Here is a 21838-nt window from a genome sequence, read left to right as displayed (position 1 = left end):
TCGCCGCCAGGCGCACAATGGAGTCATGTCCGACGAGCGCCCCACCGAAGCCGACCCGCAGGCCCACCTCAAGACCAACGCAGCCAAGATCAACGAGCTCAACGCGACCATCCGCTACACGATGTGGTCGGTCTTCAAGCTGGAGACGGTGCTCGGTGACGCCGACCGGAAGGCCGAGGCGGTCGAGCTTGAGCAGCTCTTCGCCGAGTTCGCGGCGGAGGACGTCGTCGTGCGCGGCGTCTACGACGTCGCCGGCCTCCGCGCCGATGCCGACGTGATGATCTGGACCCACGCGGGCTCCTCGGACCAGCTCCAGCAGGCCTACCACCGGATCCGTCGGACCGCCCTCGGCTCCCGACTCGCGCCGGTCTGGTCCCAGATGGCGCTTCACCGCCCGGCGGAGTTCAACCGCAGCCACCTCCCCGCGTTCCTCGCCGAGGAGCGCTCGCACGCCTACGTCGCGGTCTATCCCTTCATCCGCTCCTACGAGTGGTACCTCCTCGAGGACACCGAGCGCCGCCGCCTGCTCGCCGAGCACGGCCAGATGGCGCGCGACTACCCCGACGTCCGTGCCAACACCGTCCCGGCCTTCGCGCTCGGCGACTACGAGTGGATGCTCGCCTTCGAGGCCGACGACCTCTCCCGGATCGTCGACCTCATGCGTCACCTGCGCGGCAGCGAGACCCGCCGCCACGTGCGCGAGGAGGTGCCGTTCTACACCGGCGCCCGTGTCGAGGTCGCCGACCTCCTCGACCGCCTGCCCTGACCGATGAGGTTGTGAGTGTCAGCGCGGGCTATAGCCCGCGCTGACACTCACAACCTGATGCCTGTGGAGAGCCGGTCGCGCTGCCTGCGGCGTCGCGCAAGGCTGCAGCCGTGGCAGAGCGCGTGCGGACGCAGGACATGTCGGTTCCGCGCACGTGGCGCGAGGTCGCAGCGGGACAGGCGGGCCTCCTCACTCGGGTGCAGCTGCGCGAGGTCGGGGTCGAGCGGTGGCACATCACACACCGCGTCTCGACCGAGCGGTGGCAGGCCCTCACCCCGTCCGTGATCGCCACGACCACCGGCGAACTGTCGAACGCCCAACGGCTGTGGCTCGGGGTCCTGCACGGCGGTGACGGGTCGATGCTCGGCGGACTCACCGCCGCTGAGCGGCTCGGACTCGAGCGGTGGCACCGCGACACGATCACCGTCCTGGTGCCCTACGCCAACGACGTGCCGGCGCCCCTCGACGGCTACCGGTTCGTGCGCAGCCGCCGCCCACTCGCGGAGCTTCGCGAGCGGTCCTCCGACGTCCCGTGTTGCCAGATCGAGCCCGCCGTCCTCCTCTTCGCCGCTGCGGAGCGATCGGCACGGACCGCACAGGGAGTGCTCGCTGCGGTTGTCCAGCAGCAGCGCACCGACGCCGCTGCCCTGTCCTCGTGGCTCGATCGGCTCGCGCCCCTGCGCAGAGCGGCGCTGTTCCGACGCACGTTGCTGGAGATCTCCGGGGGAGCGCAATCGCTCGCCGAGATGGACGTCAAGCGCCTGTGCCGTGCGCACGGGTTAGCCCTGCCGACGCGTCAGGTCAAGCGACGTGACGCCGAGGGCCGCCTGCGCTTCACCGACTGCGAGTGGGTGCTCCCCGATGGCCGCATCGTCGACCTGGAGGTCGACGGTCTGTTCCACATGGAGGTGGAGCAGTGGGAGGACGACCTGGCGAGGCAGCGCGCGCTGAGCGGCTCGGGGCGGACCATCGTCCGCTGCACCAGCCGTGAGGTGCGCGACGACCCCGGTCGGATCGCTGCCGACCTGCGACGGCTTGGCGTTCCGCGTGCTGCGTAGTTGTGAGTGTCAGCGCGGCCTGGAGCCCGCGCTGACACTCACGACGTCGCGGTCCCGCGAACGCGGGCGAGGGCGGTCATGCCGTGGTAGATCACGACCGCGGCGATGGTGCCGAGCGCGATGCCGGTGAAGCTGAGGTCGCCGCGGGTGAGGGTGAGGTCGCCGATGCCGATCACCAGCGCGACAGCCGCGGTGAACTGGTTGACCGGCTGGGAGAAGTCGACCTTGTTGTCGAGCCAGATCCGGATGCCGATGAGGCCGATGAGGCCGTAGAGCGCGACGGTGATGCCGCCGAGCACGCCGGCGGGCACGGTGTTGAGGATCGCGCCGAACTTCGGGCACAGGCCGAGCAGGACGGCGAAGAGGCCGGCGACCCAGTACGCCGCGGTCGAGAAGACCCGGGTCGCGGTCATGACCCCGATGTTCTCGCCGTACGTCGTCGTGGCCGACCCGCCGCCGGCGCCGGCGAGCGTCGTGGCGAGACCGTCGGCGAGCAGGGCCCGCCCCGTCTCACGGTTGATCGTCGCGTCGCCGGCGAGGTGGGCGACGCTGCGCACGTGGCCGACGTTCTCCGCGACCAGGACGAGCACGACGGGCAGGAACATCGGCACCACGGACCAGGTGGCGTGGGGTGAGGTGAAGTCGGGCAGGCCGACCCAGTCCGCCTTGCCGACGGCGCTGAAGTCGAGGTCGCCAGCGATCCACGCGCAGACGTAGCCGACGACCACGCCGATGAGGATCGACAGGCGTGCGGCGAGACCGCGGAAGGCGACGGAGACGACGAGCACCGTCAGCAGCGTGACGAGGGCGAGCCAGGGCGTGGCCGAGAAGTTGTCGGTCGCCGTGCCGGAGAGGTTGAGCCCGATGAGCGCCACGATCGCGCCGGTCACCACCGGCGGCATCAGCACCTCGATCCACCGGGTGCCCGTGACCACGACCACGGCGCCGACGATCGCCAGCAGGATGCCGGTGGTCATCACGCCGAAGAGCGCCGATCCCATGCCACCCGACTCCTTCATCGCTGCGCCGATGGGCGCGATGAAGGCGAAGGACGAGCCGAGGTAGCTCGGCAGCCGGTTGCGGGTCAGGAGCAGGAACAGCAGCGTCCCGATGCCGGAGAAGAAGAGCGTGGTGGTCGGCGGGAAACCGGTGAGCAGCGGGACCAGGAAGGTCGCGCCGAACATCGCGACGACGTGCTGGGCGCCGAAGCCGATCGTCCGCGGCCAGCTCAGCCGCTCCCAGGGAGCGACGATCTCGCCCTCGCGGATCGTCCGTCCGTCACCGTGCAGGTCCCAGCCCAGTCGCATGGGCACAGGATGGCGGAAACCCGTCGCGCGTCGCCACACCGCGCGACGGGGTCACTCCTGGGCGTCGGCGGGCTGCAGTGAGAGCGAGATGCTGTTGATGCAGTAGCGGTCGCCGGTGGGGGTGCCGTAGCCGTCGGGGAAGACGTGGCCGAGGTGGCTGCCGCAGTTGGCGCAGCGGACCTCGACGCGCTTCATGCCGTGGGAGTTGTCCTCGAGATATTCGATCGTGTCCGTGAGGGGCTGATAGAAGCTCGGCCAGCCGCAGCCGGAGTGGAACTTCGTGTCGGACTCGAACAGCTTCGCACCGCAGGCCCGGCAACTGTAGACGCCCTTGGTCTCGGTGTCGGTGTATTCGCCCGTGAACGCGCGCTCCGTCCCGGCTTGGCGGAGCACGGCGTACTCCTCCGGGGACAGCTGCTCGCGCCACTCGGCGTCGCTCTTCTCCACGTTGTAACCCACGCTCCCAGGGTACGCCGCCCCCCGAGTCCGACCCCGGCGAGGCCGAGGCCGGAAGGGCGAGGCACGTCTGGACCGGTCACTCGGCCGGTCCGGCGGTCGCGGCGAGGCGACGCCGCCGGGCCAGCAGCCAGGTCGGCACGGTGACCACCAGGAGCACGGGGAGCCAGGGGAGCAGCGCCCCGACGACGGTGACCACCGCGGTCGCGGCCGCCGTCAGCCCGTGCCATCCCGCCTCCAGGCCGGAGACGAAGCCGCCGCTGGACTCGCGGGTCGGCGCGACTTCCCGGCGGTCGATGGTGACCGTGATCGTCGAGAGGGCGGTCTGGTCAGCCAGATGCTTGTGCTGCGCGAGCAGCGAGTTGAGGTCGGCCTCCCGGCTGGCGAGCCGGGACTCGATCGCGAGCACGTCGCCGATCTTCTCGGCCCTCCCGAGGAGGGCACGGATGCGGGCGAGGCTGGCCCGCGCGCTCTTCACCCGCTCGTCGACGTCGATGACCTGGGTGGTGACGTCCTTGCTCCGTGCGCGGGAGTCCTCCAGGTCGCCGACCTGTTCCAGGTCCGCCATGGCCCGAGCGAACGAGGCGGCGGGGATGCGGAGCACGAGCCGTGCATGGCTCGCCTGCTGGCCGTCGCCGACGGTCGTCTCCTGCTGGCTGATGTCGCCGTCGTACCTGTCGGCGATGCGCTGCACGTCGGTGCGCGCCGCGGCGACGTCCGCCGCGCGGAGGGTGACCGTGCCGGTGGAGATGATCGCCGGCTGCTCCGGCGTGGACGTCGCGGCCTTCGCCGGTGCCGGCGCTGGGGCCGCCACGCTGTCCGCCCTGGTCTGGGAGGTGGCCGCGCCGGCCGAGGAGTCGCCCGAGGAGCCGGAGGAGCAGGCGCCGGCCGCCATGAGCGTGACGAGGAGAGCGGCGGTGAGCCGGGGCAGGGTGGGCTTCATGCCCTGTCCTACGCGCCGCGGACCGGTTCCGTTGACTAGGTTGGGTGCATGGCGAAGACAGCCGCGGCCGAGGTCCGCGCGGGCGACCGCGCTGTGCGGGTCTCCAGCCCGGACCGGGTGGTCTACGAGGCCACCGATCGGACCCCGGCGATCACCAAACTGATGGTGGCGGAGTACGCCGCCGCGGTCGGCGATGCGCTGATGCGCGCGCTCCGCGACCGGCCGACGGCGCTCGAACGGTGGCCGGACGGCTGGCGTGAGGGGATGCGTCTGGCGACCGGACCGACCGATCGCGACGCCGACGGCTTCTACCAGAAGCGGGCGCCGAAGGGGGCGCCCGACTATCTCGAGACCGTCCAGGTCATGTTCCCCAGTGGGCGCCGGGCCGACGAGATCTGTCCGACCGAGATCGCCGTCCCCGTCTGGTGCGTGCAGATGGGGACGCTGACCTTCCACCCATGGCCCGTGCGCCGCACCGATGTCGACCACCCCGACGAGCTGCGCATCGACCTCGACCCCCAACCCGGCACGACCTTCGCCGATGCCGTGCGGGTGGCCGGTCTCGCCCACGAGCTGCTCGAGGAGCTCGGCCTCCGCGGCTTCCCGAAGACGAGCGGCAACCGCGGCGTGCACGTCTATGTCCGGATCCGTCCGGAGTGGACCTTCGAGGAGCTGCGCCACGCGGCGATCGGCTTCGGCCGGGAGCTGGAGCGACGCGACGCCGGGGTGACGACGGCGTGGTGGAAGGAGGAGCGTGGTGCGCGGATCTTCGTGGACTACAACCAGAACAACCGCGACCGCACGATCGCGTCGGCGTACTCGCTCCGGCCGCGCCCGGGCGCGCCGGTCTCCACGCCGCTGACCTGGGACGAGCTGGCGGAGCTGCGCGACCCGCGCGAGCTGAACCTGCTGACGGTCCCCGAGCGGCTGGCCGAGCGCGGCGACGCATGGGCTGAGATCGACGATGTCGCCCACGACCTGACCCCGCTGCTCGAGCTCTGGGAGACGCTCCCCGGTGGCGAGCTCAACTTTCCTCCCGACTATCCCAAGATGCCCGGCGAGCCGCCGCGGGTGCAGCCGAGCAAGAAGGTCGCCGCACACTGGGACGAGGAGGGGAACCGCCGTGAGAAGTGAGCCCGAGTCCGGGCTGGGCGGCGCCCCTGGCACGCCCGGCGAGACGGCGTACGTCGCGGCGTTCCTCCGCTTCTACCGCGCCACGATCATCGAGAAGTGCCGTGCGCTGCCCGTCTCCGAGCAGCGCCGACCGCATCTGCCCTCCGGATGGACGCCGCTGGAGCTCGTCTGGCACCTGGCGTACGTCGAGCGGCGCTGGTTCGTGTGGGGCTTCCTCGGCGAGCAGGTGCCGGAGCCGTGGGGTGACCACGTCGGGGACGACCCGGAGGGGAGCTGGTTCGTCCCGGCGGAGACGTCCCTCGACGACGTCGTGGCCATGCTGGAACGGGTGGCCGCGCGCACCGAGGACGTGCTCCTCCGGCACGCGGCCGAGGAGGTCGCGGCCCTCGGCGGTCGCTTCGCGGCGGACCCGCCGGACCTGCGGTGGATCTGCGCCCACGTCCTGCAGGAGTATGCCCGGCACGCGGGCCACCTCGACGTCGTCGTGGAGCTCGCCGGCGGTCCGACGGGGGAATGAGGGCCGGGCCGGCGGGCTGGAACGGCGAGGAGCCCGGCGCGCGTATCCCCCGATCGCGCCCGGGCTCCTCCGAGGCTCTGGGCCCCCATGGGCCTGCCGGATCCCCCGATCGGCAGGCCGCGGCCACCCTAGGCGGTGGGCTCCCACGCGCCCCTGACGTCTCGGGAACAGGATGGCAACAAGCGGCGCGGATCACATGCCGTTGATGCCCTCACCCTCGCCGGCCTGCTCGTCGAAGGTCTCGTGCTCGAGGAGGTGGAGGACCGGGACGTCGAGGTGGCGGCGCGCCTGGGCGGTCCAGTCGACGTGGAAGAACTCGGCGATGACATGGGGCCGGGTCAGGATGATCGCCTCCCGGCCGTCGTAGCGCGCGACGGCCGACTGCAGCGCCTTGACCGGGTCGTCGACGAGCTCTCCCTCGGCGGTCGCGCCGGCGATGCGCAGCGCCTCGAGGGTGCGGGCGAGGTCGGTCTGGGAGCGGTCGCGCGCGTCGTCGCGGACGGCGTCGAGGTCGACCTCGTGCATCATCAGCGTCGGCGAGCCCATCAGCTCGTTGGAGCTGAGCGAGCCCATCGCGCTCTCGATCCGCGCGGCGGCGTCCTCGACCGGCAGCAGCACGTGGTAGGCCACGGGCTCCTCGATGCTCTCGTGGAGCGAACGCACCCGGGCGGCGTCGGCGGGGGTCAGCGCCTGCTCGATGAGCAGGACGACGGCATAGGTCTCGGCAGCGGTGTCGGCCATGGCCAGAGACTAGCCCCGCGGGCGAGCGCGCGGGATCGGGCGGTGGGAACGGCCAGGGATCGGCCGGGGATCGTGCGGCATCGGTGACGGCCCAGCGTGGGTTTCAGCCGACTTGTTCACCGGACAACACTGCGTCCAGGTCGTAGGACACCGGCTCCTCGAGCTGCTCGTAGCCGCACGACTCCGGGTCGCGGTCGGGGCGCCAGCGCTTGAACTGCGCGGTGTGGCGGAACCGCCGGCCCTCCATATGGTCGTAGCCCACCTCGAGCACCCGCTCGGGTCGCAGCGGCACGAAGGAGAGGTCCTTCCCCTGCGACCAGCGGCTCTGCGTGCCGGGCACCCGGTCGGGGTTGGCCGTGAGGAACTCGGCCCAGCGGCCCCACGGGTGCTCCTCGATCGGAGTGACGAGCGGCTGCAGCTCCGCCCAGAGCTCGGCGCGCCGGGCGGCGGTGAACGACGCGGAGACGCCGACGTGCTGCAGTTGGCCGCCGTCGTACAGGCCCAGCAGGAGGCTGCCGAGGAGCGGCTTGTCCGGCGTGGAGGTCTTGTGCTCCCGATAGCCGGCGACGACGACGTCAGCGGTGCGGGCGTGCTTGATCTTGAGCATGGTCCGCTTGTTGGGCTCGTACGGCGCGTCGAGCCGCTTCGCCACGATGCCGTCGAGCCCCGCGCCCTCGAAGCGGGTGAACCAGTCCTCGGCGAGCGCCCGGTCGGTGGTCGTCGTGCAGAGCCGGACCGAAGGCGACGTCACGCCGTCGAAGACACGCTCGAGCACGGCCCGCCGTGCGGAGAACGGCGCGTCCACGTACGCCTCGTCGCCGAGGGCGAGCAGGTCGAAGGCGACGTACGACGCCGGCGTCTCGACACTCAGCTTCGCGATCCGCGAGGCGGCCGGGTGGATCCGCTCCTGGAGCACCTCGAACTCCAGCCGCTGGCCGAGGGCCACGAAGATCTCTCCGTCGAGCACGCACCGGTCGGGCAGGGCCGCACGGAGAGCCTCGACGACCTCGGGGAAGTAGCGGGTCAACGGCTTGGTGTTGCGCGAGGCGAGCTCGACCTCGTCGCCGTCCTTGAACACCAGACAGCGGAAGCCGTCCCATTTCGGCTCGAAGCTCAGACCCGGCGTCGTCGGCACGCCTTTCACCGACGTGGCCAGCATCGGGAGGACGGGCGGCATGACGGGCAGGTCCATACGCCCACCGTAGGGGACGAGGCGGGGCAAGAATCGGGCTATGGAGCTCTCGTCCTTCGTGTGCGCGCCACGACCGGGACCCTCCGCGGTGCGGAGGGGGTCGTCCTGCCCCACGCCTGGACGACGGAGGGTGTCGTCGCCGAGATCCCATGCGCCATCTGGGGCGGAGCGCCGGTCGTGCGACGCGCCGGAGGACGCCCACGTTTCACCGGAGGCGCTCCGGGAAGGCTCGCGAAGGTGCGCCGCTTCTTCGTCATCCTGGGTCCCGTCGTCCTCGCTCTCCTGACCACGGCCTGCGGCGCGGGAGGCGACGAGCACGTCGTCCGTGCCGGCACGGTGGCGGCCGCGGCGCCGGCGGCCTCGATTCAGGGCACGGACTACCGGATCATGCTCCCCTCGGGGCGGTTGACGGTGACCGTGACCGATCCCGTCACCGAGGTGGCGTCCCGGCAGAGCGCCGACCATGCGAGGCTCCTCGCGCCGTCGGGTGCACGTCTTCGGGGCGTGCAGTGGACGCTGGACCCGGCGGCGGGGCCGGCGTACCTCGGCAACTATGCGCTGTTCATGGCCAACGAGGTCGCGAGCGACGTCGTCGGGAAGTCGGCTCCCGTGAGCCTGCGGCTCGTCGTCGACGGCCAGCGCGTCCCGCTGTCCACGAAGGAGACCGATGAGGAGGAGAGCGAGGACAGTGGAGGCGGCGGCACGTCATCGCCACCCGGTGTGTGGGCAGCCATCCCGTCGGGGCACGCGACGCTGGAGGTCGAGTATGACGGACTGGTCCAACGCGTCGATCTCGCCAGCGGCACGGTGGACCGCGGGGCGGCGTCCTCGTTGTCCGACCCCCAGCCGGCCGCGGCCGAGGGCTCCTGCGAGTCCAGCCGGCCCTGGCTCAACTGCTACAGCATCGAGGCGCAGGCCTTCCCCTACGTCGGGGGCCACGGCTGGGCGCGCCCCGGCCGGACGTGGCTGGTGGTCGACCTCGGCACCGATCCCGACGACGTCAGCATGAGCCGGGTGACCGTGGCCGGTCGCCGGCCCGTGACACAGCTGGACACCATCCCGACGACGTGGGTCTACGACGTGCCGACCGGGAGCGACCGGCTCCGGCTCGGCGGCGTCGTCGCCGAGTCGGGCCGCACCGCTGCCCGGATCAGCGGCTGGCTCCCGGGGGTGGCGCGATGAGTGCGTCGACACCGCAGGCGCCCCGGCGGACGCCGTCGTGGCGGCATGCATGGACGCCACGCCGGACGTGGGCCGTGGTCGCCGTCGTGACGGTCCTCGTCGTGGGGACCGTGGTGACGGCGTACGTCCGCCGCATGGACGCGGCCACCCCCGGGATCGTCCCCGGCTACATGGAGGACGCGAGCGCGGTCACTGACCCGATGCGCACGCTCACGGTCCAGCTCCCGCAGCAGACGCTCAAGGTCAGCGTGGCGACGCCGGTCGACGAGGTCAGCCGCTACGAGCTCGGCGAGGATCTCAGCGAAGCCACGATGTCGAAGTCGGGGCGCGACGCCCGGATCGTCCAGCTCAGCTGGCAGGCGCAGCCACGGCAGACGTCGCTGCCGTTGGCGTACTTCCCGGCGCATCAGTTCGGGTTGGCGCTCGTGGCCGACGGCGAGCGCTACGACCTGCGCCCGGCCGGGTCGGGCGGCAGCCGGTACGTCGTTGTCGCCGGTCATGCCGAGCACCTGCAGGTCGAGGTGACCTATGAGGGCGTCACGCAGACCGCCGACGTGCGGTCCGGTGAGGTCACCGACCAGGGCCGAGCGGCGCCGTACTACCGAGCCCCGGTGCCCGCCCGGTCGCCGGCAGGCACCTGCGCGATGCTGACGCCGGCCCAGCGCCGGGCGTACGACGCCTACGAGCCGTCGACCGGACCGGCGCCGTGCCAGCTCGGCTCGGTGACCTCGGTGCCCTACCTCCCTCAGGTCGGCTGGGCGCCGGCGGGGCGCACCTGGTGGGTGGTGCAGGCGTCGGTCTCCTGGCCGAACCTGCTGGAGACCACGCGCACCGACGACGGCCCCTATGCGGCCTATGGGGTGCGCTTCGCCGGGCCGCTGAGCGTCACGCTCGACGGCACGGCACCGACCGCGGTGTTGCTGCCGCGGAGCGGCGGGCGCAGCCTGCCGGGCGCGAGCGGGTTCTATGTCTTCAGCCTGAGGCGGCCCCCGACGCGGCTGCACGTCACCGCGCCGTACGTCGCACGCAAGGATCTCACCGGCATGCCTGGACCGACGACGGTCAGGTTCGGTCCCGACCAGGGGATGCGGCTGGTGGTCGGCACCCCGTGAGCCGCCTCGCGGGCCGGGCGCGCGACGCGCCGGCCCGCGATGTGGCGTGTCGACGTGCATCGCTGAGCTGACCGACGTCGTCGCGGAGCTGCTCATCCCGCTCCAGGATCGCGACCCCCAGCAGGTGGAGGAGCTGCTCGCGGCCTACCGCGCCGAGATCTGACCTCGGGCGGCTGTCCCTTAGGGTGGGGCCTGTCCGCGGCCTTCGGCCGCTGGCGTTCCCCGGTTGGTCTGCCGGCAGGGCCCGCCTGACTTTGAATCAGGACTAGCGACGCAGGTTCGACTCCTGCCCGGGGAGCGAGGCGCACGTGCTGGTCACCTGAACTGGCATAGGGCCTCTCCGAGCGGTCCCGCGCCGCGGCGGGGCCACTCGCCGGCGCGTCGGATCGTGACCTAGGCCAGTCGGGGCGGCCGCCGCCACGCTCAACGCACGTCGGCCGCCCACCTAGACTCGCCGCCATGAGTGAGCTGACCGTGATCGTGCTGGCCGCCGGCGGCGGGACCCGGATGAAGTCGAAGACGCCGAAGGTGCTGCACACCATCGCGGGGCGCAGCATGGTGGGCCACGTGCTGACCGCGGTCCGCGACGCCGGGGCTTCGCACGTGGTCGCGGTGGTGGGTCACCAGCGCGAGCTCGTGGGTCCCCACATCGAGCAGCTGATGCCCGAGGCGACGATCGCCGTGCAGGAGGAACAGCTCGGCACCGCCCACGCGGTCCGGGTGGCGGTGGAGACCGCCGCGCTCGGCGACCCGGCCGGCGACGGACGGAGCACGGTCCTCGTGGCGTACGGCGACACCCCGCTGCTCCGCGGGGAGTCGCTGCGGGCGCTGGTGGCCGACCACGAGGCCGCCGGGCGCGCGCTGACCATCCTCAGCGGGATCGTGCCGACACCGTTCGGCTACGGCCGGATCGTCCGCGAGCAGGACGGCTCGGTCGCCGCCATCGTCGAGGAGAAGGACGCGAGCGACGAGCAGCGGGCGATCACGGAGATCAACTCGGGGATCCTCGCGTTCGACGCGCGGTTCCTGGCCGCCGTACTCCCCAAGATCGGGAACGACAACGCCAAGGGGGAGTACTACCTGACCGACGCCGTCGCGCTCGCGCGTGCGGAGGGTATGCCGGTCGGGGCCTACGTCCTCGACGACGTGCGACAGACCGAAGGGGCCAACGACCGCGCCCAGCTCGCCGCGCTCGGGAAGGAGCTCAACGCCCGGATCGTCACCCGCTGGATGACGGAGGGCGTGACGGTCATGGACCCGGCGACCACCTGGATCGAGGCCGACGTGGAGCTCGAGCCTGACGTGACGATCCTCCCCGGTGTCCAGCTCCTCGGTGCGACGAAGGTTGAGGAGGACGCGGTCATCGGCCCCGACTCGACGCTGAAGGACTGCGAGGTCGGGGCGGGCGCACGGGTCGTGCGCACGCACGCCGAACTCGCCGTCATCGGCGCCGGTGCGAACGTCGGCCCGTTCTCCTACCTGCGTCCCGGGGCGCGGCTCGGCGACCGGGGCAAGATCGGCGCGTTCGTCGAGGTCAAGAACTCCGAGATCGGCGAGGGCGCGAAGGTCCCGCACCTCTCCTACGTCGGCGACGCGACCATCGGGGAGGGCACCAACATCGGCGCCGGGACGATCTTCGCCAACTATGACGGCGTCGCGAAGCACCACACCACCATCGGCCGGCACGTGAAGTCCGGCTCGAACGTGACGTTCGTCGCGCCGGTGACCGTCGGCGATGGCGCGGGCACGGGCGCCGGGACCCTGGTCCGCCAGGACGTCCCGCCCGGCGGGCTGGCGCTCTCGGCCGGGCCCCAGCGCGTGATCGAGGGGTGGGCGCAGGCCAAGCGGGCCGGCACCGCGCAGGGCGAGGCGGCCGCGGCGGCTGCGTCCGGGAAGGGCGCGGGAACGGCGGATGAACGAGAGGCGACTCACACGGGGGACCCCGGGGTTGGGGATCCGGGCGCCGGTGCGACACAATCCTGACGTAACACCCCCTTTGACTCCGACCGGAGCAGGAGTGCGCGCGTGACCGGAATGAAGCGGACCACCGAGAAGAACCTCATGGTCTTCAGCGGCCGGGCACACCCGGTCCTCGCGGAGGAGGTGGCCGACCTCCTGGGGACCCAGCTGGTCCCGACGTCGGCCTACGACTTCGCCAACTCGGAGATCTACGTCCGCTACGAGGAGTCGGTCCGGGGCTGTGACGCCTTCGTGATCCAGAGCCACACGGCGCCGATCAACCAGTGGATCATGGAGCACCTCATCATGGTCGACGCGCTCAAGCGCGCCTCGGCCAAGCGGATCACCGTGGTGATGCCCTTCTGGGGCTATTCCCGCCAGGACAAGAAGCACCGTGGCCGTGAGCCGATCTCGGCCCGGCTGGTCGCCGACATGTTCAAGATCGCCGGCGCCGACCGGATCATCTCCGTCGACCTCCACGCCGACCAGCTGCAGGGCTACTTCGACGGCCCGGTCGACCACCTGATGGCGCTGCCGCTGCTCAGCGACTACATCAAGGACAAGTACGGCAGCCAGCCGCTCGCCGTCGTCTCGCCCGACGCGGGCCGGATCAAGGTCGCCGAGCGCTGGGCCGCCCGGCTCGGCAACGTGCCTCTGGCCTTCATCCACAAGACGCGCGACATCAACCGGCCCAACGAGACCGTCGCCAACCGTGTCGTCGGCGACGTCAAGGACCGGATCTGCGTCCTCTCCGACGACATGATCGACACCGGTGGCACCATCGTGAAGGCCGCCGAGGCGATCATGAACGACGGCGCGGCCGGCGTGATCATCGCGGCCACCCACGCGATCCTCTCCGACCCCGCCGTCGACCGGCTCAAGAACAGCTCGGCCGTCGAGGTCGTCATCACCAACACCCTGCCCGTGCCGGACGAGAAGCAGTTCGACAAGCTCACCACGCTGTCGATCGCCCCCATGCTCGCCCGCGCCATCCGTGAGGTGTTCGAGGACGGGTCCGTGACCTCCATGTTCGACGGCCACGCCTGATCAGCGCCGCCCGATGGCGCGTCCGCCGCGTTGGCGGCGCTCGACGACCCGCTTCGCTCCAAGGTCGCCTTCGCGCCGCCGCCTTGCGGCCGCGCGCATCGGACGACGCTGATGTGCGCCGCCGGCCGGCAGTGGTGGCCGGGCGCTCGCGGGGCGGTCAGGCCCGGTCGTCGAGGCGGTCCTCCCAGGCCCGCCGCAGGATGACGGGTACGTCGCCGGCGAGCGCCTCACGGACAAGCCGGAGCTGCCCCTCATCGAGCGGGATCGTCGGGAACGCCTGACCGACGACGCCCTCGAAGGCCTGCCCCCGCCGGGCGAGCCGCGGAGCCTGGGCGACGTAGGCGCCCACGAACGGCCGCAGCAGGTCCGCCTGCTCGGGCACCCACAGCCCGTCGGCGAGCGCACCGAAGAGCCGGTTCGAGACGTCCGGGTCCTGCGCCATGGCCGACCAGGCGGCCGTCTTCGCCTCCTCGGTCGGGCGCGCGGCGAGTGCCCGAGCGGCACCGAGCTCGGCCTCGAACGTGCCGTCCCGCTCCTGCTCGGCGCGGACGAGCGACGCGTCGGCGGCGCCGAGCTCGGCGAGACGGGCGACGGCCTGCCACCGGACCGCGGGCAGCAGCGGAAGCCCGGCTGCGGGGGCGTCGTCGGCCAGCCACCGCCGCAGCAGGTCGACGTCCGGACTGGTGCTCGCCAGCCCGGAGGCGAAGGCCAGCGCACGCTCCCGGTCGTCGACGGACGCCGTCGGCGCGGTCATCGACGCAGCCAGCCCGGCGGCAGCCGCGGCCGCGATCCGGCCGATGGCCGACGAGGCATCCTCGGCGGCCACCCGCTCGGGGACGACCGTGCGCCGCGACCGCGTCAGCACGGCCTCCACGATCGACGGCTCGGTCTCGGCCGGGAGCTGCGCACCGACCAGCGCGAGGTAGTCGTCGACCGACATCTCCCGGTCGCGCACCAGCCGGAAGGCCGTCGACCACAGGACCGAGCGCACCACCGGGTCCGCGATCTCACAGAGCCGCGTCGAGAGCGTCGCCCACGAGCGCGCGTCGGGGCGCAGGGCCGCGAAGGTCTCCGCCCCCGCGTTGGGTACGACGGCCAGGCCGGCGTAGTCCGGCAGCGCGACCGCGTCCTCGGCCAGCTCGACGCGTCGGCTCCCGACGTGGACGAGCCGCGCGCCGTCGTCGCGGTAGGCCGCGACCGTGAACGCGTGGGGGCGGAGGCCGTCGCGCCGCAGCACCGGCACGTCGCCGTCGCGGTCGACCACGATCGTGTCGTGGCCCGACCGCCGCAGCCAGACCGCGACCCAGGCGCGGACGTCGCGCGAGGAGACGGAGTCGAGCGAGTCGACGAAGTCGTCGAAGGTGGCGTTGGCGAGGCGGAACCGGGAGAGGTGCGCATTGGTCCCGGCCCAGAACTCCTCGTCGCCGAGCCAGGTCGCGAGTTGGCGCAGACAGGCGTTGCCCTTGGCGTAGGAGATCGCGTCGAAGTTGGCGGCGGCGGCGTCGACGTCGGGAACCTCCTCGGCCAGCGGCGCGACGGGATGGGTCGAGCGACGGCGGTCGGCGTCGTACCCCCACGGCTTGCGGCCCACCTCGAAGTCGACGAGCGCGCCGGGGAAGCCGGCGGCGTCCTCGGCGACCCGGTAGCCCAGGTAGTCGGCGAAGGACTCCTGCAGCCAGGTGTCCTCCCACCAGGTCATGGTCATCGAGTCGCCGAACCACATGTGGGCCATCTCGTGGGCGATGATCGTCGCGCGGGTGGCGCGGAGCCGGTCGGTGAGCGCGCCGCGGGGGAGCAGCTCGTCGCGGTAGGTCACGCAGCCCGGCATCTCCTGGGCGCCCCAGTTGAGCCCGGGGACGAACACCTGGTCGTAGGAGTCGAAGAGGTAGGGCTCGTCGAAGATCGCCGCGTCGTGGTCGAAGCAGGCCTCGGTGGTGGCGCGCAGCTCGTCGGCGTCACGGTCGAGCTCGGCGGCGAGCGAGCGACGGGCGTGCCAGCCGAACGGCAGCGGGTCACCCGAGCCGGCGGCGTGCTCCCAGGTGACGGAGTGCCACGGACCCGCGGCGACGACGACCAGCGCCGGCGGGATCGGTGGCGTCGCGGCGAACTCCCAGACCCCGCCCTCGGTGCGCACCGGCCGCGCGTTGGCCAGGACCGTCCAGGCGGGGTCCGCGGTCACCGACACCGTGAACGTCGCCTTGAGGTCGTTCTGGTCGAAGCAGGCGAAGACCCGCTGGGCGACGTCGAGCCCGAGGTAGGCCGAGACGTAGCGTTCCCCGTCGGCGGGGTCGGTGAACGTGTGCATCCCGTCGCCGTCGGTGGTGTAGGGCAGCGACGCGTCGACGACGACCTCGTTCGTCGCGCCGGTCAGCAGGCCGGTCAGGGGCAGCCGTCGGCCGTCGTACGCGAGATCCTCGGGGGCGACCGGGTGGCCGTTGACCACCATCGTCACCGTGCGCGCGCCACGGAGCTCGAGGAATGTCTCCGGCGCCGTGCTGTCGAAGCGCACGCTCGTCAGGCTTCCGAACGTCTCGGTGCCGGTGAGGTCGAGCGTGAGGGCGTAGGAGTGGACGGTGAGTACGCCGGCGCGCTGCCGCGCCTCGTCGAGGGTGAGGGCCACCCGGCCACCGTAGGGGAGGTCCGGGCGGCAGGCGCCGGCATTTCGCCGTCGCCGCGGCGGCTGGCTAGAATGTGCAGGTTGCCTCGGCGAGGGAGCCCGCTGCGTCAGCAGGAGAGACAGCAGGGGACTCCGTGATCGACAGGGCTGGCACTGGTGCCGCGCGTCCTGTCGGGCGCGCGGTTCTTCCGTCTCTCAGGGATTCGTCGAGCGGCCACCACGCGTCAGCACCACCTGAGGAGAAGCATGTCCAGCGAGAAGATCACCGCCGAGACCCGCACGGAGTTCGGCAAGGGCGCCGCCCGCCGCATCCGCCGCGAGCACAAGATCCCCGCCGTCGTCTACGGCCACGGTGGCGAGCCGATCCACCTGACCCTCCCGGGTCACGAGACCATGATGGCGCTCAAGCACCACGGTCCCAACGCGCTGCTCGAGCTGAGCATCGACGGCAAGACCCAGCTCGCGCTGACCAAGCAGGTCCAGATCGACAACGTCCGACGCGTCATCGAGCACGTCGACTTCATCGCGGTCAAGGCCGGCGAGAAGGTCCTCGTCGAGATCCCCGTCGTCGTCGTCGGCGAGGCCGCTCCGGAGACCCTGGTCACCACCCTGAGCGAGACCGTCTCGGTCGAGGCCGAGGCCACCCACGTCCCCGAGGCCATCGAGGTCTCCGTCGCGGGCGCCGAGGCCGGCACCCAGATCACCGCCGCCGACCTCACGCTCCCCTCGGGCGTCACCCTCAGCGCCGACCCCGAGCTGCTCGTCGTCCACGTCGCCGCCGCCCAGACCGCCGCTGCGCTCGAGGCCGAGCTCGAGGCCGCCGAGGCCGAGGCCGGCATCGTCCACGAGGAGTCCGACGCCGAGGCCGCCGCTGAGGCCGCGGCTCCCGCCGAGGGCGAGTGACTCGTTGACGGAACCCCTCTCGGGTGCTGACGGTGTCTGGCTGGTCGTCGGCCTGGGCAACCCCGGGCCGACGTACGCCGGACACCGTCACAACATCGGCTACCTCGTCACCGACGAGCTGGCCACGCGGCTGGGGGGGACCTGGCGGTCCCACAAGTCCGGCCGCGCTGACGTCGTGGAGGGGCGCCTCGGCATGCCGGGGCGCCCCGGTCCACGGGTCGTGCTGGCCCGCCCGCGTTCCTACATGAACGAGGTCGGTGGGCCGACCAAGGCGCTCGCGACGTTCTACAAGGTGGCGCCCGACCACCTGGTCGCCGTCCACGACGAGCTGGACATCCCCTTCGACACGATGCGGGTCAAGCTCGGCGGCGGCGACAACGGCCACAACGGGCTCAAGTCGCTGCGCGGCTCGCTCGGCACGGGCGACTTCTACCGGGTGCGGGTCGGCATCGGCCGCCCCCCGGGTCGCCAGGACGTGGCCGACTTCGTGCTCTCCACCTACTCCTCGGCCGAGCGGAAGGTGCTGCCCTTCCAGGTCGACACCGCCGCCGACGCGGTCGAGACGCTCATCCTCGAGGGCCTCGAGAAGACCCAGCAGCGGTTCAACTCCTGACCGGGGCGTCGAGCTCCAGCAGGTGACCGAACGCCGCCACCGCGGCGAGCTGGGAGTTGACGTCCAGCTTGCGCAGGACCGCCTTCACCTGGCTGCGCACCGTCGTCGGCGACACGTCGAACATCACCGCGATGCGGGCGACCGAGTCGCCGTCGTACAACAGACGGAGGACCTCGCGTTCGCGCGGCGTCAGCGAGCGGACCCGTTCCTGCAGCGCCTGGCGCTCCTCGTGGAGGCGGCGCCAGGCCGCGCGCAGCTCCGCGGCGTCGGCGGGCGGCTGGAGCGAACGGTCGGCGGCCCCGAGCAGCGCCTCGTGCACCGCGGAGAGGGAGGCGTCGCTCGAGAGCACCGCGCGGGCGCCGTGCTCCAGGACCGCGCCCCACAGCGGGCCGCGCTCGGCGCTGGTCAGCACCACCCACGGCACCCTCATCGTGCCCATGACCGCCACGGCGCTGCGGAGCCGGCCCCAGCGGTCGAGGTCGCTGATCATCAGCGCCACGTCGGCCCGCCGGCCTCCGCTCTGGCGCGGCTGCGGAACGTCGGGAACCCAGCGCATGACCGTGACGCTCCAGCCCCGCTCGGTCAGCGCGGCACGAACCGCCTCGCACACCAAGGACTGGTCGGACGCCACCGCGACACGCAGGTGAGCGAGCTCCGTCGCCATCTCCCTCTCCCACCCCCGCGTCGCCGCGGTCAGCAGCCCGACCCGGCGAGCATGCACTCGTCGCGGTGCTGGGTCTCTCATCACCTCCACGATCTTTGGAGGGGGGGTCGACGGACGGCGTCGTACGCCTGGCAACGTCCCCCAATTCGGGGACGATCGGGCCCTCGAAATGGGCGCTGGACGGTGGACTAGATCAGGGACCTCCGGCCCGTGAGGCTCACCAAATTCCGGTATACCGTCCCCAGCATTCGGTAACGGCTCTCGGGGGATTTCATACGTTCCGAGCGACATGAACCGACGCGATCAGGGGACGGTCCGACGGGCCGTTTTCGGGGGGAGACAGGGCCATCCGAGATGGCTCTTTCAGGCAGGAAGCTGCCCCTGGTCGCCTCGTCCTGGGAGCACGATGACAACTCCATCTTCGACTCGCCTGCGCTGGAGCTGGAAAGCCACAGCGTTCGCATTCCTGGTCTCCGTCTCACCAGCGCTTTTCCAGATGGTGACCGACCACAGGGATCTGTTGACGGCAGCCGCCGCCTCGGACGGTCTCACGATCGCCCCAGCAGCACTCGTCACCGCCGTCTGTTTCTACACGTCGTGGCGTATCTCGGCCGCCGCGTCCCCGACCTGGCTCGTCGCCGCCACGGCCGTCCTGGGTGTCCAGAGCGTCAGCCTTGCGGCGCTCCAGGTCACCAATCCACATCTGACCGCCCAGCAGCACGGCTGGATGGCGCTCGCCGACCTCGTCCTGTTGGGCACCGTCCTGGCGCTCCGTGCGGCCGGGAGTACGACGGTGATGTACCGCTACCCGACCGCGATCGGCGCGGCGGCCGGCCTGGCCGTCGGCCTACTGCGCGTCACCGCGGTCTCACGGTTCGCACCCAGCGACCCCGGCCTCGCCCAGCGGGTGCTGGTCGCCGCCGCGGGGATCTCCCTCGCCGGTGCGCTCGCCTACCTGGTGCTGCGGGCGGCGCCGGTCGCGCTCGTGGTGCGGGAGCGCTTGGTGTCCGCGCTCTTCCTGCTGACCGCGGGCCACACGGTCAACTCGCTCGACGGCGCCGCGCAGCACGCGCTCAACACGCTCGTGACCCTGGGCTGCTCCGTCCTCGCGGCCGTCGCGCTCTTCGGCGCCTCCGTGGGGATGCTGCGTCGCACGCTGCTCGAGGAGTCGGGCGTCACCACCACGCTGCGCAGCCGGCTCGAGACCGTCGAGCAGGACGAGCGTCGCCACCGCGCCCGCATCCACGAGATCGAGTCCATGATGGCCGGCATCGTCTCCGCCAGCGAGCTGCTCCGCCAGCGCCACGACATCCCGACCGAGCGTCGGGCCCACCTGGAGGAGATGATCCACGAGGAGCTCGGCCGGCTCGAACGGCTGCTGCGGGCCCAGCACGAGGCGCGGCAGAACGTGGCCCGCCTGGACCCACCGCTCGACATCCCCGCGCCGCGTGCCTGCCACCCCGGCGAGCACGCGGGGGGCGAGACCGTCTCGATGCCCGTGCCTCCGACGGCGCCGTCCACGGTGACGCCGAGCGTCCCTGCCGGCACCGTCGACCTCGACCGCACGATCGGCCACCTGGCCCTCGCGCACGAGGCGAAGGGGACGTCGGTGGAGTGGCGGCCGTGCGGGTGCTTGGTCAACGGATGTGCCGACGACATCACCGAGGTGCTCAACATCCTCCTCGACAATGCCGCCCGCCACGGCGACGCCACGGCGTCCGTCTCGGTCCGGCAGGCACCGCACGCCGTCGAGATCCTGGTGACCGACCACGGTCCCGGGATCGCGCCGGAGATCCGTGACCAGCTCTTCCAGTGGGGTGCCCGCGGCCCGGGCTCGCCGGGGCAGGGGATCGGTCTCCACATCGCCCAGGACCTGATGCAGAAGGCCGGCGGCTATCTCAAGGTCGGCGACCCGGCTCCCGCCGAGTGCGGCGTGACCTTCGTCGTCGGGCTGCCGAGGGTGGAGGCGGACGATGGCATCCTCGCGTAGCCAGGTCCGCGTCGTCATCGTCGAGGACCACGTCCTCTTCGCCGAGTCGCTCGAGCTCGCCCTCACCGTCGAGGGGTACGACGTCCGTCGGCTCAGCGTGCCGACGGAGCCGACCTCGGTGTCGGGACTGGTCTCCGCGATCGTCCGCCTCCACCCGCGGATCGTGCTGCTCGACTTCGACCTGGGGCGGTTCGGCGACGGCGTACGCCTCATCGAGCCGCTCGCCACCGTCGGCACCGACGTCGTCGTGGTCACCGCGGCCACCGACGAGGCCCGCTGGGGCCAGGCGCTGCGCCATGGGGCCCGGACGGTGCTCTCCAAGTCGCAGCCGCTCAACGACATCCTGGCGACCGTACGGCGGATCAACCAAGGACTCAGCGTCCTCGACGTGCGCGACCGGGAGAAGCTGATCCGGGTCTGGCACCAGCGCCGTCACGAGCTGACCGAGCTGCAGACCAAGATCGACCAGCTCACCGCCCGCGAGTCGCAGGTGCTCGGCCACCTCATGCGCGGCCGCACCGTCCACGAGATCGCGTCCACCAGCGTCGTCTCCGAGGCGACGGTCCGGACGCAGGTGAAGGCCATCCTCGCGAAGCTGGAGGTCTCCTCCCAGATCGCGGCCGTCGGGCTGGCGCACCGGCTCGGCTGGAAGTCGCCCGTCACCTGACCACGCGTCCGGGCCGGCGTGATCGCTGGTCCGGACCACCCCCGGGTTTGCCCGATTTGCGGCATGCCCCGGCCGGGACCCTCCTCCACTCTTGAGGGGGCGCCGGCCGTGGGGGCCGGCCGGGAGGGGGGTCACGGTGTCGGTCACGACAGACGCCGTCGGCGCCGGCGCGAGAGCCGGCCGCACGGTCCTCTCCGGGCCGTGGCGGTCCCGTCGCCGGCCGTTCGTCCTGGTCGCCGTGGCGGATGCCGTGGCGACCCTGCTGCTGGCGCTCTACGTCGTCGACGTCGCCACGGGCCGGGCCGTCACCGCGGCGCTGCTGTGGGCGGTCTGGCTACGGGTGAGCATCCCCACCCGGGTCACCGACCTGCACGGCGCGGTGACCGGCGTGGGCCGCGCGACCGCCTTCGCGGGTGTCGCCTGCTGGGTCGGCGGCGCGCTCGTGCACCTGCCGATCCCCGAGCGTCGGCTCGTGGCCCTGCTCGGCTCGGCGGCGCTGGTCTCGGTGCTGGTCCGGGTCACCCTCGGCCGCCTCGCCGCCCCGCTCGGCGTCCTCGTCGTCGGCGACGTCGATGACCGGGTCGCGCTCACCGAGAGCCTCGAGGCCCTCAGCGGGGGACGGCTCCTGCCGGTCGGCGGCTGCGATCCCGCCGGCACCGCCTCCAGCGTCGCCTCCCTGCGTCCCGACGCCGTCCTCGTCGTGCCCGGGCCCGCGCTGGCCGGCCGCGAGGTGCAGCGGCTCACCTGGGAGCTCCAGGCTCACGGCGTACCCCTCCTTGTCGGGACCCGGCTCCACGACGTCGCTCCCGCCCGTACGGCGGCGGTGCGCCTCGGTCAGCTCGCGCTGCTGCACGTCGACGCGCCGCGTCACGACGGGCCGGGACGAGTCGTCAAGGACCTGTGGGAGCGGTCCGCCGCGCTCGTCGCGCTGGTGCTGCTGTCGCCGCTCCTCGGGGTGGTCGCGCTCGCC

21 protein-coding genes and 1 tRNA gene are annotated in these 21838 nt (G+C 72.2%); 15 read left to right on the top strand and 7 right to left on the bottom strand.

Annotated elements, in window-relative coordinates; translation table 11 throughout:
* The first annotated feature begins 25 nt into the window (after nt 1-25).
* Nucleotides 26-766, top strand: a complete 741-nt coding sequence (gene hemQ / locus AB3X52_RS15485) for a hydrogen peroxide-dependent heme synthase (protein ID WP_367994997.1) — start codon at nt 26-28, stop codon at nt 764-766.
* Nucleotides 767-876: 110 nt separating this feature from the next.
* Nucleotides 877-1824: a putative endonuclease domain-containing protein gene (locus AB3X52_RS15480; RefSeq protein ID WP_367994996.1), complete on the top strand. Its 948-nt coding sequence runs from the start codon at nt 877-879 to the stop codon at nt 1822-1824.
* 38 nt (nt 1825-1862) lie between these two features.
* On the opposite strand, the gene AB3X52_RS15475 is transcribed toward AB3X52_RS15480, so the two are convergent.
* From AB3X52_RS15475 to AB3X52_RS15465, 3 genes are all read right to left on the bottom strand, one after another.
* A complete protein-coding gene (locus AB3X52_RS15475; RefSeq protein ID WP_367994995.1) occupies nt 1863-3131 on the bottom strand; it encodes a uracil-xanthine permease family protein in 1269 nt (422 codons plus the stop codon).
* A gap of 51 nt (nt 3132-3182) precedes the next feature.
* Nucleotides 3183-3590: a peptide-methionine (R)-S-oxide reductase MsrB gene (gene msrB / locus AB3X52_RS15470; protein WP_367994994.1), complete on the bottom strand. Its 408-nt coding sequence runs from the start codon at nt 3588-3590 to the stop codon at nt 3183-3185.
* 76 nt (nt 3591-3666) lie between these two features.
* Entirely contained in the window at nt 3667-4530 is an 864-nt protein-coding gene (locus AB3X52_RS15465) for a DUF4349 domain-containing protein (protein ID WP_367994993.1), read from the bottom strand.
* Nucleotides 4531-4578: 48 nt separating this feature from the next.
* Between AB3X52_RS15465 and AB3X52_RS15460 the strand changes: the two genes are divergently transcribed.
* Both AB3X52_RS15460 and AB3X52_RS15455 read left to right on the top strand, forming a co-directional pair.
* A complete protein-coding gene (locus tag AB3X52_RS15460) occupies nt 4579-5664 on the top strand; it encodes a DNA polymerase domain-containing protein (RefSeq protein WP_367994992.1) in 1086 nt (361 codons plus the stop codon).
* Nucleotides 5654-6181, top strand: coding sequence for a mycothiol transferase (locus tag AB3X52_RS15455; RefSeq protein ID WP_367994991.1), 528 nt, complete (start codon nt 5654-5656; stop codon nt 6179-6181). Before AB3X52_RS15460 ends, AB3X52_RS15455 begins: the two co-directional genes overlap by 11 nt.
* Nucleotides 6182-6373: 192 nt before the next feature.
* On the opposite strand, the gene AB3X52_RS15450 is transcribed toward AB3X52_RS15455, so the two are convergent.
* On the bottom strand, nt 6374-6922 hold the full coding sequence (locus AB3X52_RS15450) for a hypothetical protein (protein WP_367994990.1): 549 nt from the start codon (nt 6920-6922) through the stop codon (nt 6374-6376).
* Nucleotides 6923-7025: 103 nt separating this feature from the next.
* Nucleotides 7026-8114, bottom strand: coding sequence for an ATP-dependent DNA ligase (locus tag AB3X52_RS15445; RefSeq protein WP_367994989.1), 1089 nt, complete (start codon nt 8112-8114; stop codon nt 7026-7028).
* Nucleotides 8115-8174: 60 nt separating this feature from the next.
* On the opposite strand from AB3X52_RS15445, the gene AB3X52_RS15440 reads away from it, so the two are divergent.
* The 6 genes from AB3X52_RS15440 (at nt 8175) to AB3X52_RS15415 (ending at nt 13414) form a co-directional block, all read left to right on the top strand.
* Nucleotides 8175-9296: a hypothetical protein gene (locus AB3X52_RS15440; RefSeq protein ID WP_367994988.1), complete on the top strand. Its 1122-nt coding sequence runs from the start codon at nt 8175-8177 to the stop codon at nt 9294-9296.
* Nucleotides 9293-10408 carry a hypothetical protein gene (locus tag AB3X52_RS15435; RefSeq protein WP_367994987.1) on the top strand — a complete coding sequence of 372 codons (1116 nt, stop codon included), beginning with the start codon at nt 9293-9295 and terminating at the stop codon, nt 10406-10408. The genes AB3X52_RS15440 and AB3X52_RS15435 overlap by 4 nt, the downstream gene beginning before the upstream one ends.
* Before the next feature lie 46 nt (nt 10409-10454).
* On the top strand, nt 10455-10571 hold the full coding sequence (locus AB3X52_RS15430) for a DUF6752 domain-containing protein (RefSeq protein ID WP_367994986.1): 117 nt from the start codon (nt 10455-10457) through the stop codon (nt 10569-10571).
* A gap of 56 nt (nt 10572-10627) precedes the next feature.
* Nucleotides 10628-10706, top strand: a tRNA-Gln gene (locus AB3X52_RS15425).
* A gap of 161 nt (nt 10707-10867) precedes the next feature.
* Entirely contained in the window at nt 10868-12391 is a 1524-nt protein-coding gene (gene glmU / locus AB3X52_RS15420) for a bifunctional UDP-N-acetylglucosamine diphosphorylase/glucosamine-1-phosphate N-acetyltransferase GlmU (RefSeq protein ID WP_367994985.1), read from the top strand.
* A gap of 51 nt (nt 12392-12442) precedes the next feature.
* Nucleotides 12443-13414 (top strand): ribose-phosphate diphosphokinase, encoded by a 972-nt coding sequence (locus AB3X52_RS15415; protein ID WP_367995021.1) that lies wholly within the window; start codon nt 12443-12445, stop codon nt 13412-13414.
* 157 nt (nt 13415-13571) lie between these two features.
* Here AB3X52_RS15415 and pepN read toward each other — a convergent pair whose 3' ends face one another.
* Nucleotides 13572-16034 (bottom strand): aminopeptidase N, encoded by a 2463-nt coding sequence (gene pepN, locus AB3X52_RS15410; RefSeq protein ID WP_367994984.1) that lies wholly within the window; start codon nt 16032-16034, stop codon nt 13572-13574.
* A gap of 243 nt (nt 16035-16277) precedes the next feature.
* Here pepN and AB3X52_RS15405 point away from each other — a divergent pair, with 243 nt between their 5' ends.
* Nucleotides 16278-16934, top strand: a complete 657-nt coding sequence (locus AB3X52_RS15405; protein ID WP_367994983.1) for a 50S ribosomal protein L25/general stress protein Ctc — start codon at nt 16278-16280, stop codon at nt 16932-16934.
* A gap of 4 nt (nt 16935-16938) precedes the next feature.
* Nucleotides 16939-17547, top strand: a complete 609-nt coding sequence (gene pth, locus AB3X52_RS15400; protein ID WP_367994982.1) for an aminoacyl-tRNA hydrolase — start codon at nt 16939-16941, stop codon at nt 17545-17547.
* Here pth and AB3X52_RS15395 read toward each other — a convergent pair.
* Nucleotides 17537-18211, bottom strand: a complete 675-nt coding sequence (locus tag AB3X52_RS15395; protein ID WP_367994981.1) for a helix-turn-helix transcriptional regulator — start codon at nt 18209-18211, stop codon at nt 17537-17539. The genes pth and AB3X52_RS15395 overlap by 11 nt on opposite strands.
* A gap of 520 nt (nt 18212-18731) precedes the next feature.
* Between AB3X52_RS15395 and AB3X52_RS15390 the strand changes: the two genes are divergently transcribed.
* From AB3X52_RS15390 to AB3X52_RS15380, 3 genes are all read left to right on the top strand, one after another.
* Nucleotides 18732-20201 (top strand): sensor histidine kinase, encoded by a 1470-nt coding sequence (locus AB3X52_RS15390; RefSeq protein WP_367994980.1) that lies wholly within the window; start codon nt 18732-18734, stop codon nt 20199-20201.
* Nucleotides 20185-20868, top strand: coding sequence for a response regulator (locus tag AB3X52_RS15385; protein ID WP_367994979.1), 684 nt, complete (start codon nt 20185-20187; stop codon nt 20866-20868). Before AB3X52_RS15390 ends, AB3X52_RS15385 begins: the two co-directional genes overlap by 17 nt.
* 136 nt (nt 20869-21004) lie before the next feature.
* Nucleotides 21005-21838: hypothetical protein (locus tag AB3X52_RS15380; RefSeq protein ID WP_367994978.1), on the top strand; the 834-nt coding region annotated here is incomplete at its 3' end.

The organism is Nocardioides eburneus, from assembly GCF_040838215.1.
Taxonomy (GTDB): Bacteria; Actinomycetota; Actinomycetes; order Propionibacteriales; family Nocardioidaceae; genus Nocardioides; species Nocardioides eburneus.
This window is presented reverse-complemented; position numbering and strand designations above follow the sequence as displayed.

What these genes read in the sequence shown, in the direction of transcription:
- hemQ (WP_367994997.1), top strand. Translation starts at nt 26, where the DNA reads ATGTCCGACGAGCGCCCCACCGAAGCCGACCCGCAGGCCCACCTCAAG.
- AB3X52_RS15475 (WP_367994995.1), bottom strand. Translation starts at nt 3,131, where the DNA reads ATGCGACTGGGCTGGGACCTGCACGGTGACGGACGGACGATCCGCGAG.
- AB3X52_RS15465 (WP_367994993.1), bottom strand. Translation starts at nt 4,530, where the DNA reads ATGAAGCCCACCCTGCCCCGGCTCACCGCCGCTCTCCTCGTCACGCTC.
- AB3X52_RS15460 (WP_367994992.1), top strand. Translation starts at nt 4,579, where the DNA reads ATGGCGAAGACAGCCGCGGCCGAGGTCCGCGCGGGCGACCGCGCTGTG.
- AB3X52_RS15450 (WP_367994990.1), bottom strand. Translation starts at nt 6,922, where the DNA reads ATGGCCGACACCGCTGCCGAGACCTATGCCGTCGTCCTGCTCATCGAG.
- AB3X52_RS15445 (WP_367994989.1), bottom strand. Translation starts at nt 8,114, where the DNA reads ATGGACCTGCCCGTCATGCCGCCCGTCCTCCCGATGCTGGCCACGTCG.
- AB3X52_RS15435 (WP_367994987.1), top strand. Translation starts at nt 9,293, where the DNA reads ATGAGTGCGTCGACACCGCAGGCGCCCCGGCGGACGCCGTCGTGGCGG.
- glmU (WP_367994985.1), top strand. Translation starts at nt 10,868, where the DNA reads ATGAGTGAGCTGACCGTGATCGTGCTGGCCGCCGGCGGCGGGACCCGG.
- AB3X52_RS15415 (WP_367995021.1), top strand. Translation starts at nt 12,443, where the DNA reads ATGAAGCGGACCACCGAGAAGAACCTCATGGTCTTCAGCGGCCGGGCA.
- AB3X52_RS15405 (WP_367994983.1), top strand. Translation starts at nt 16,278, where the DNA reads ATGTCCAGCGAGAAGATCACCGCCGAGACCCGCACGGAGTTCGGCAAG.
- AB3X52_RS15395 (WP_367994981.1), bottom strand. Translation starts at nt 18,211, where the DNA reads ATGGCGACGGAGCTCGCTCACCTGCGTGTCGCGGTGGCGTCCGACCAG.
- AB3X52_RS15385 (WP_367994979.1), top strand. Translation starts at nt 20,185, where the DNA reads ATGGCATCCTCGCGTAGCCAGGTCCGCGTCGTCATCGTCGAGGACCAC.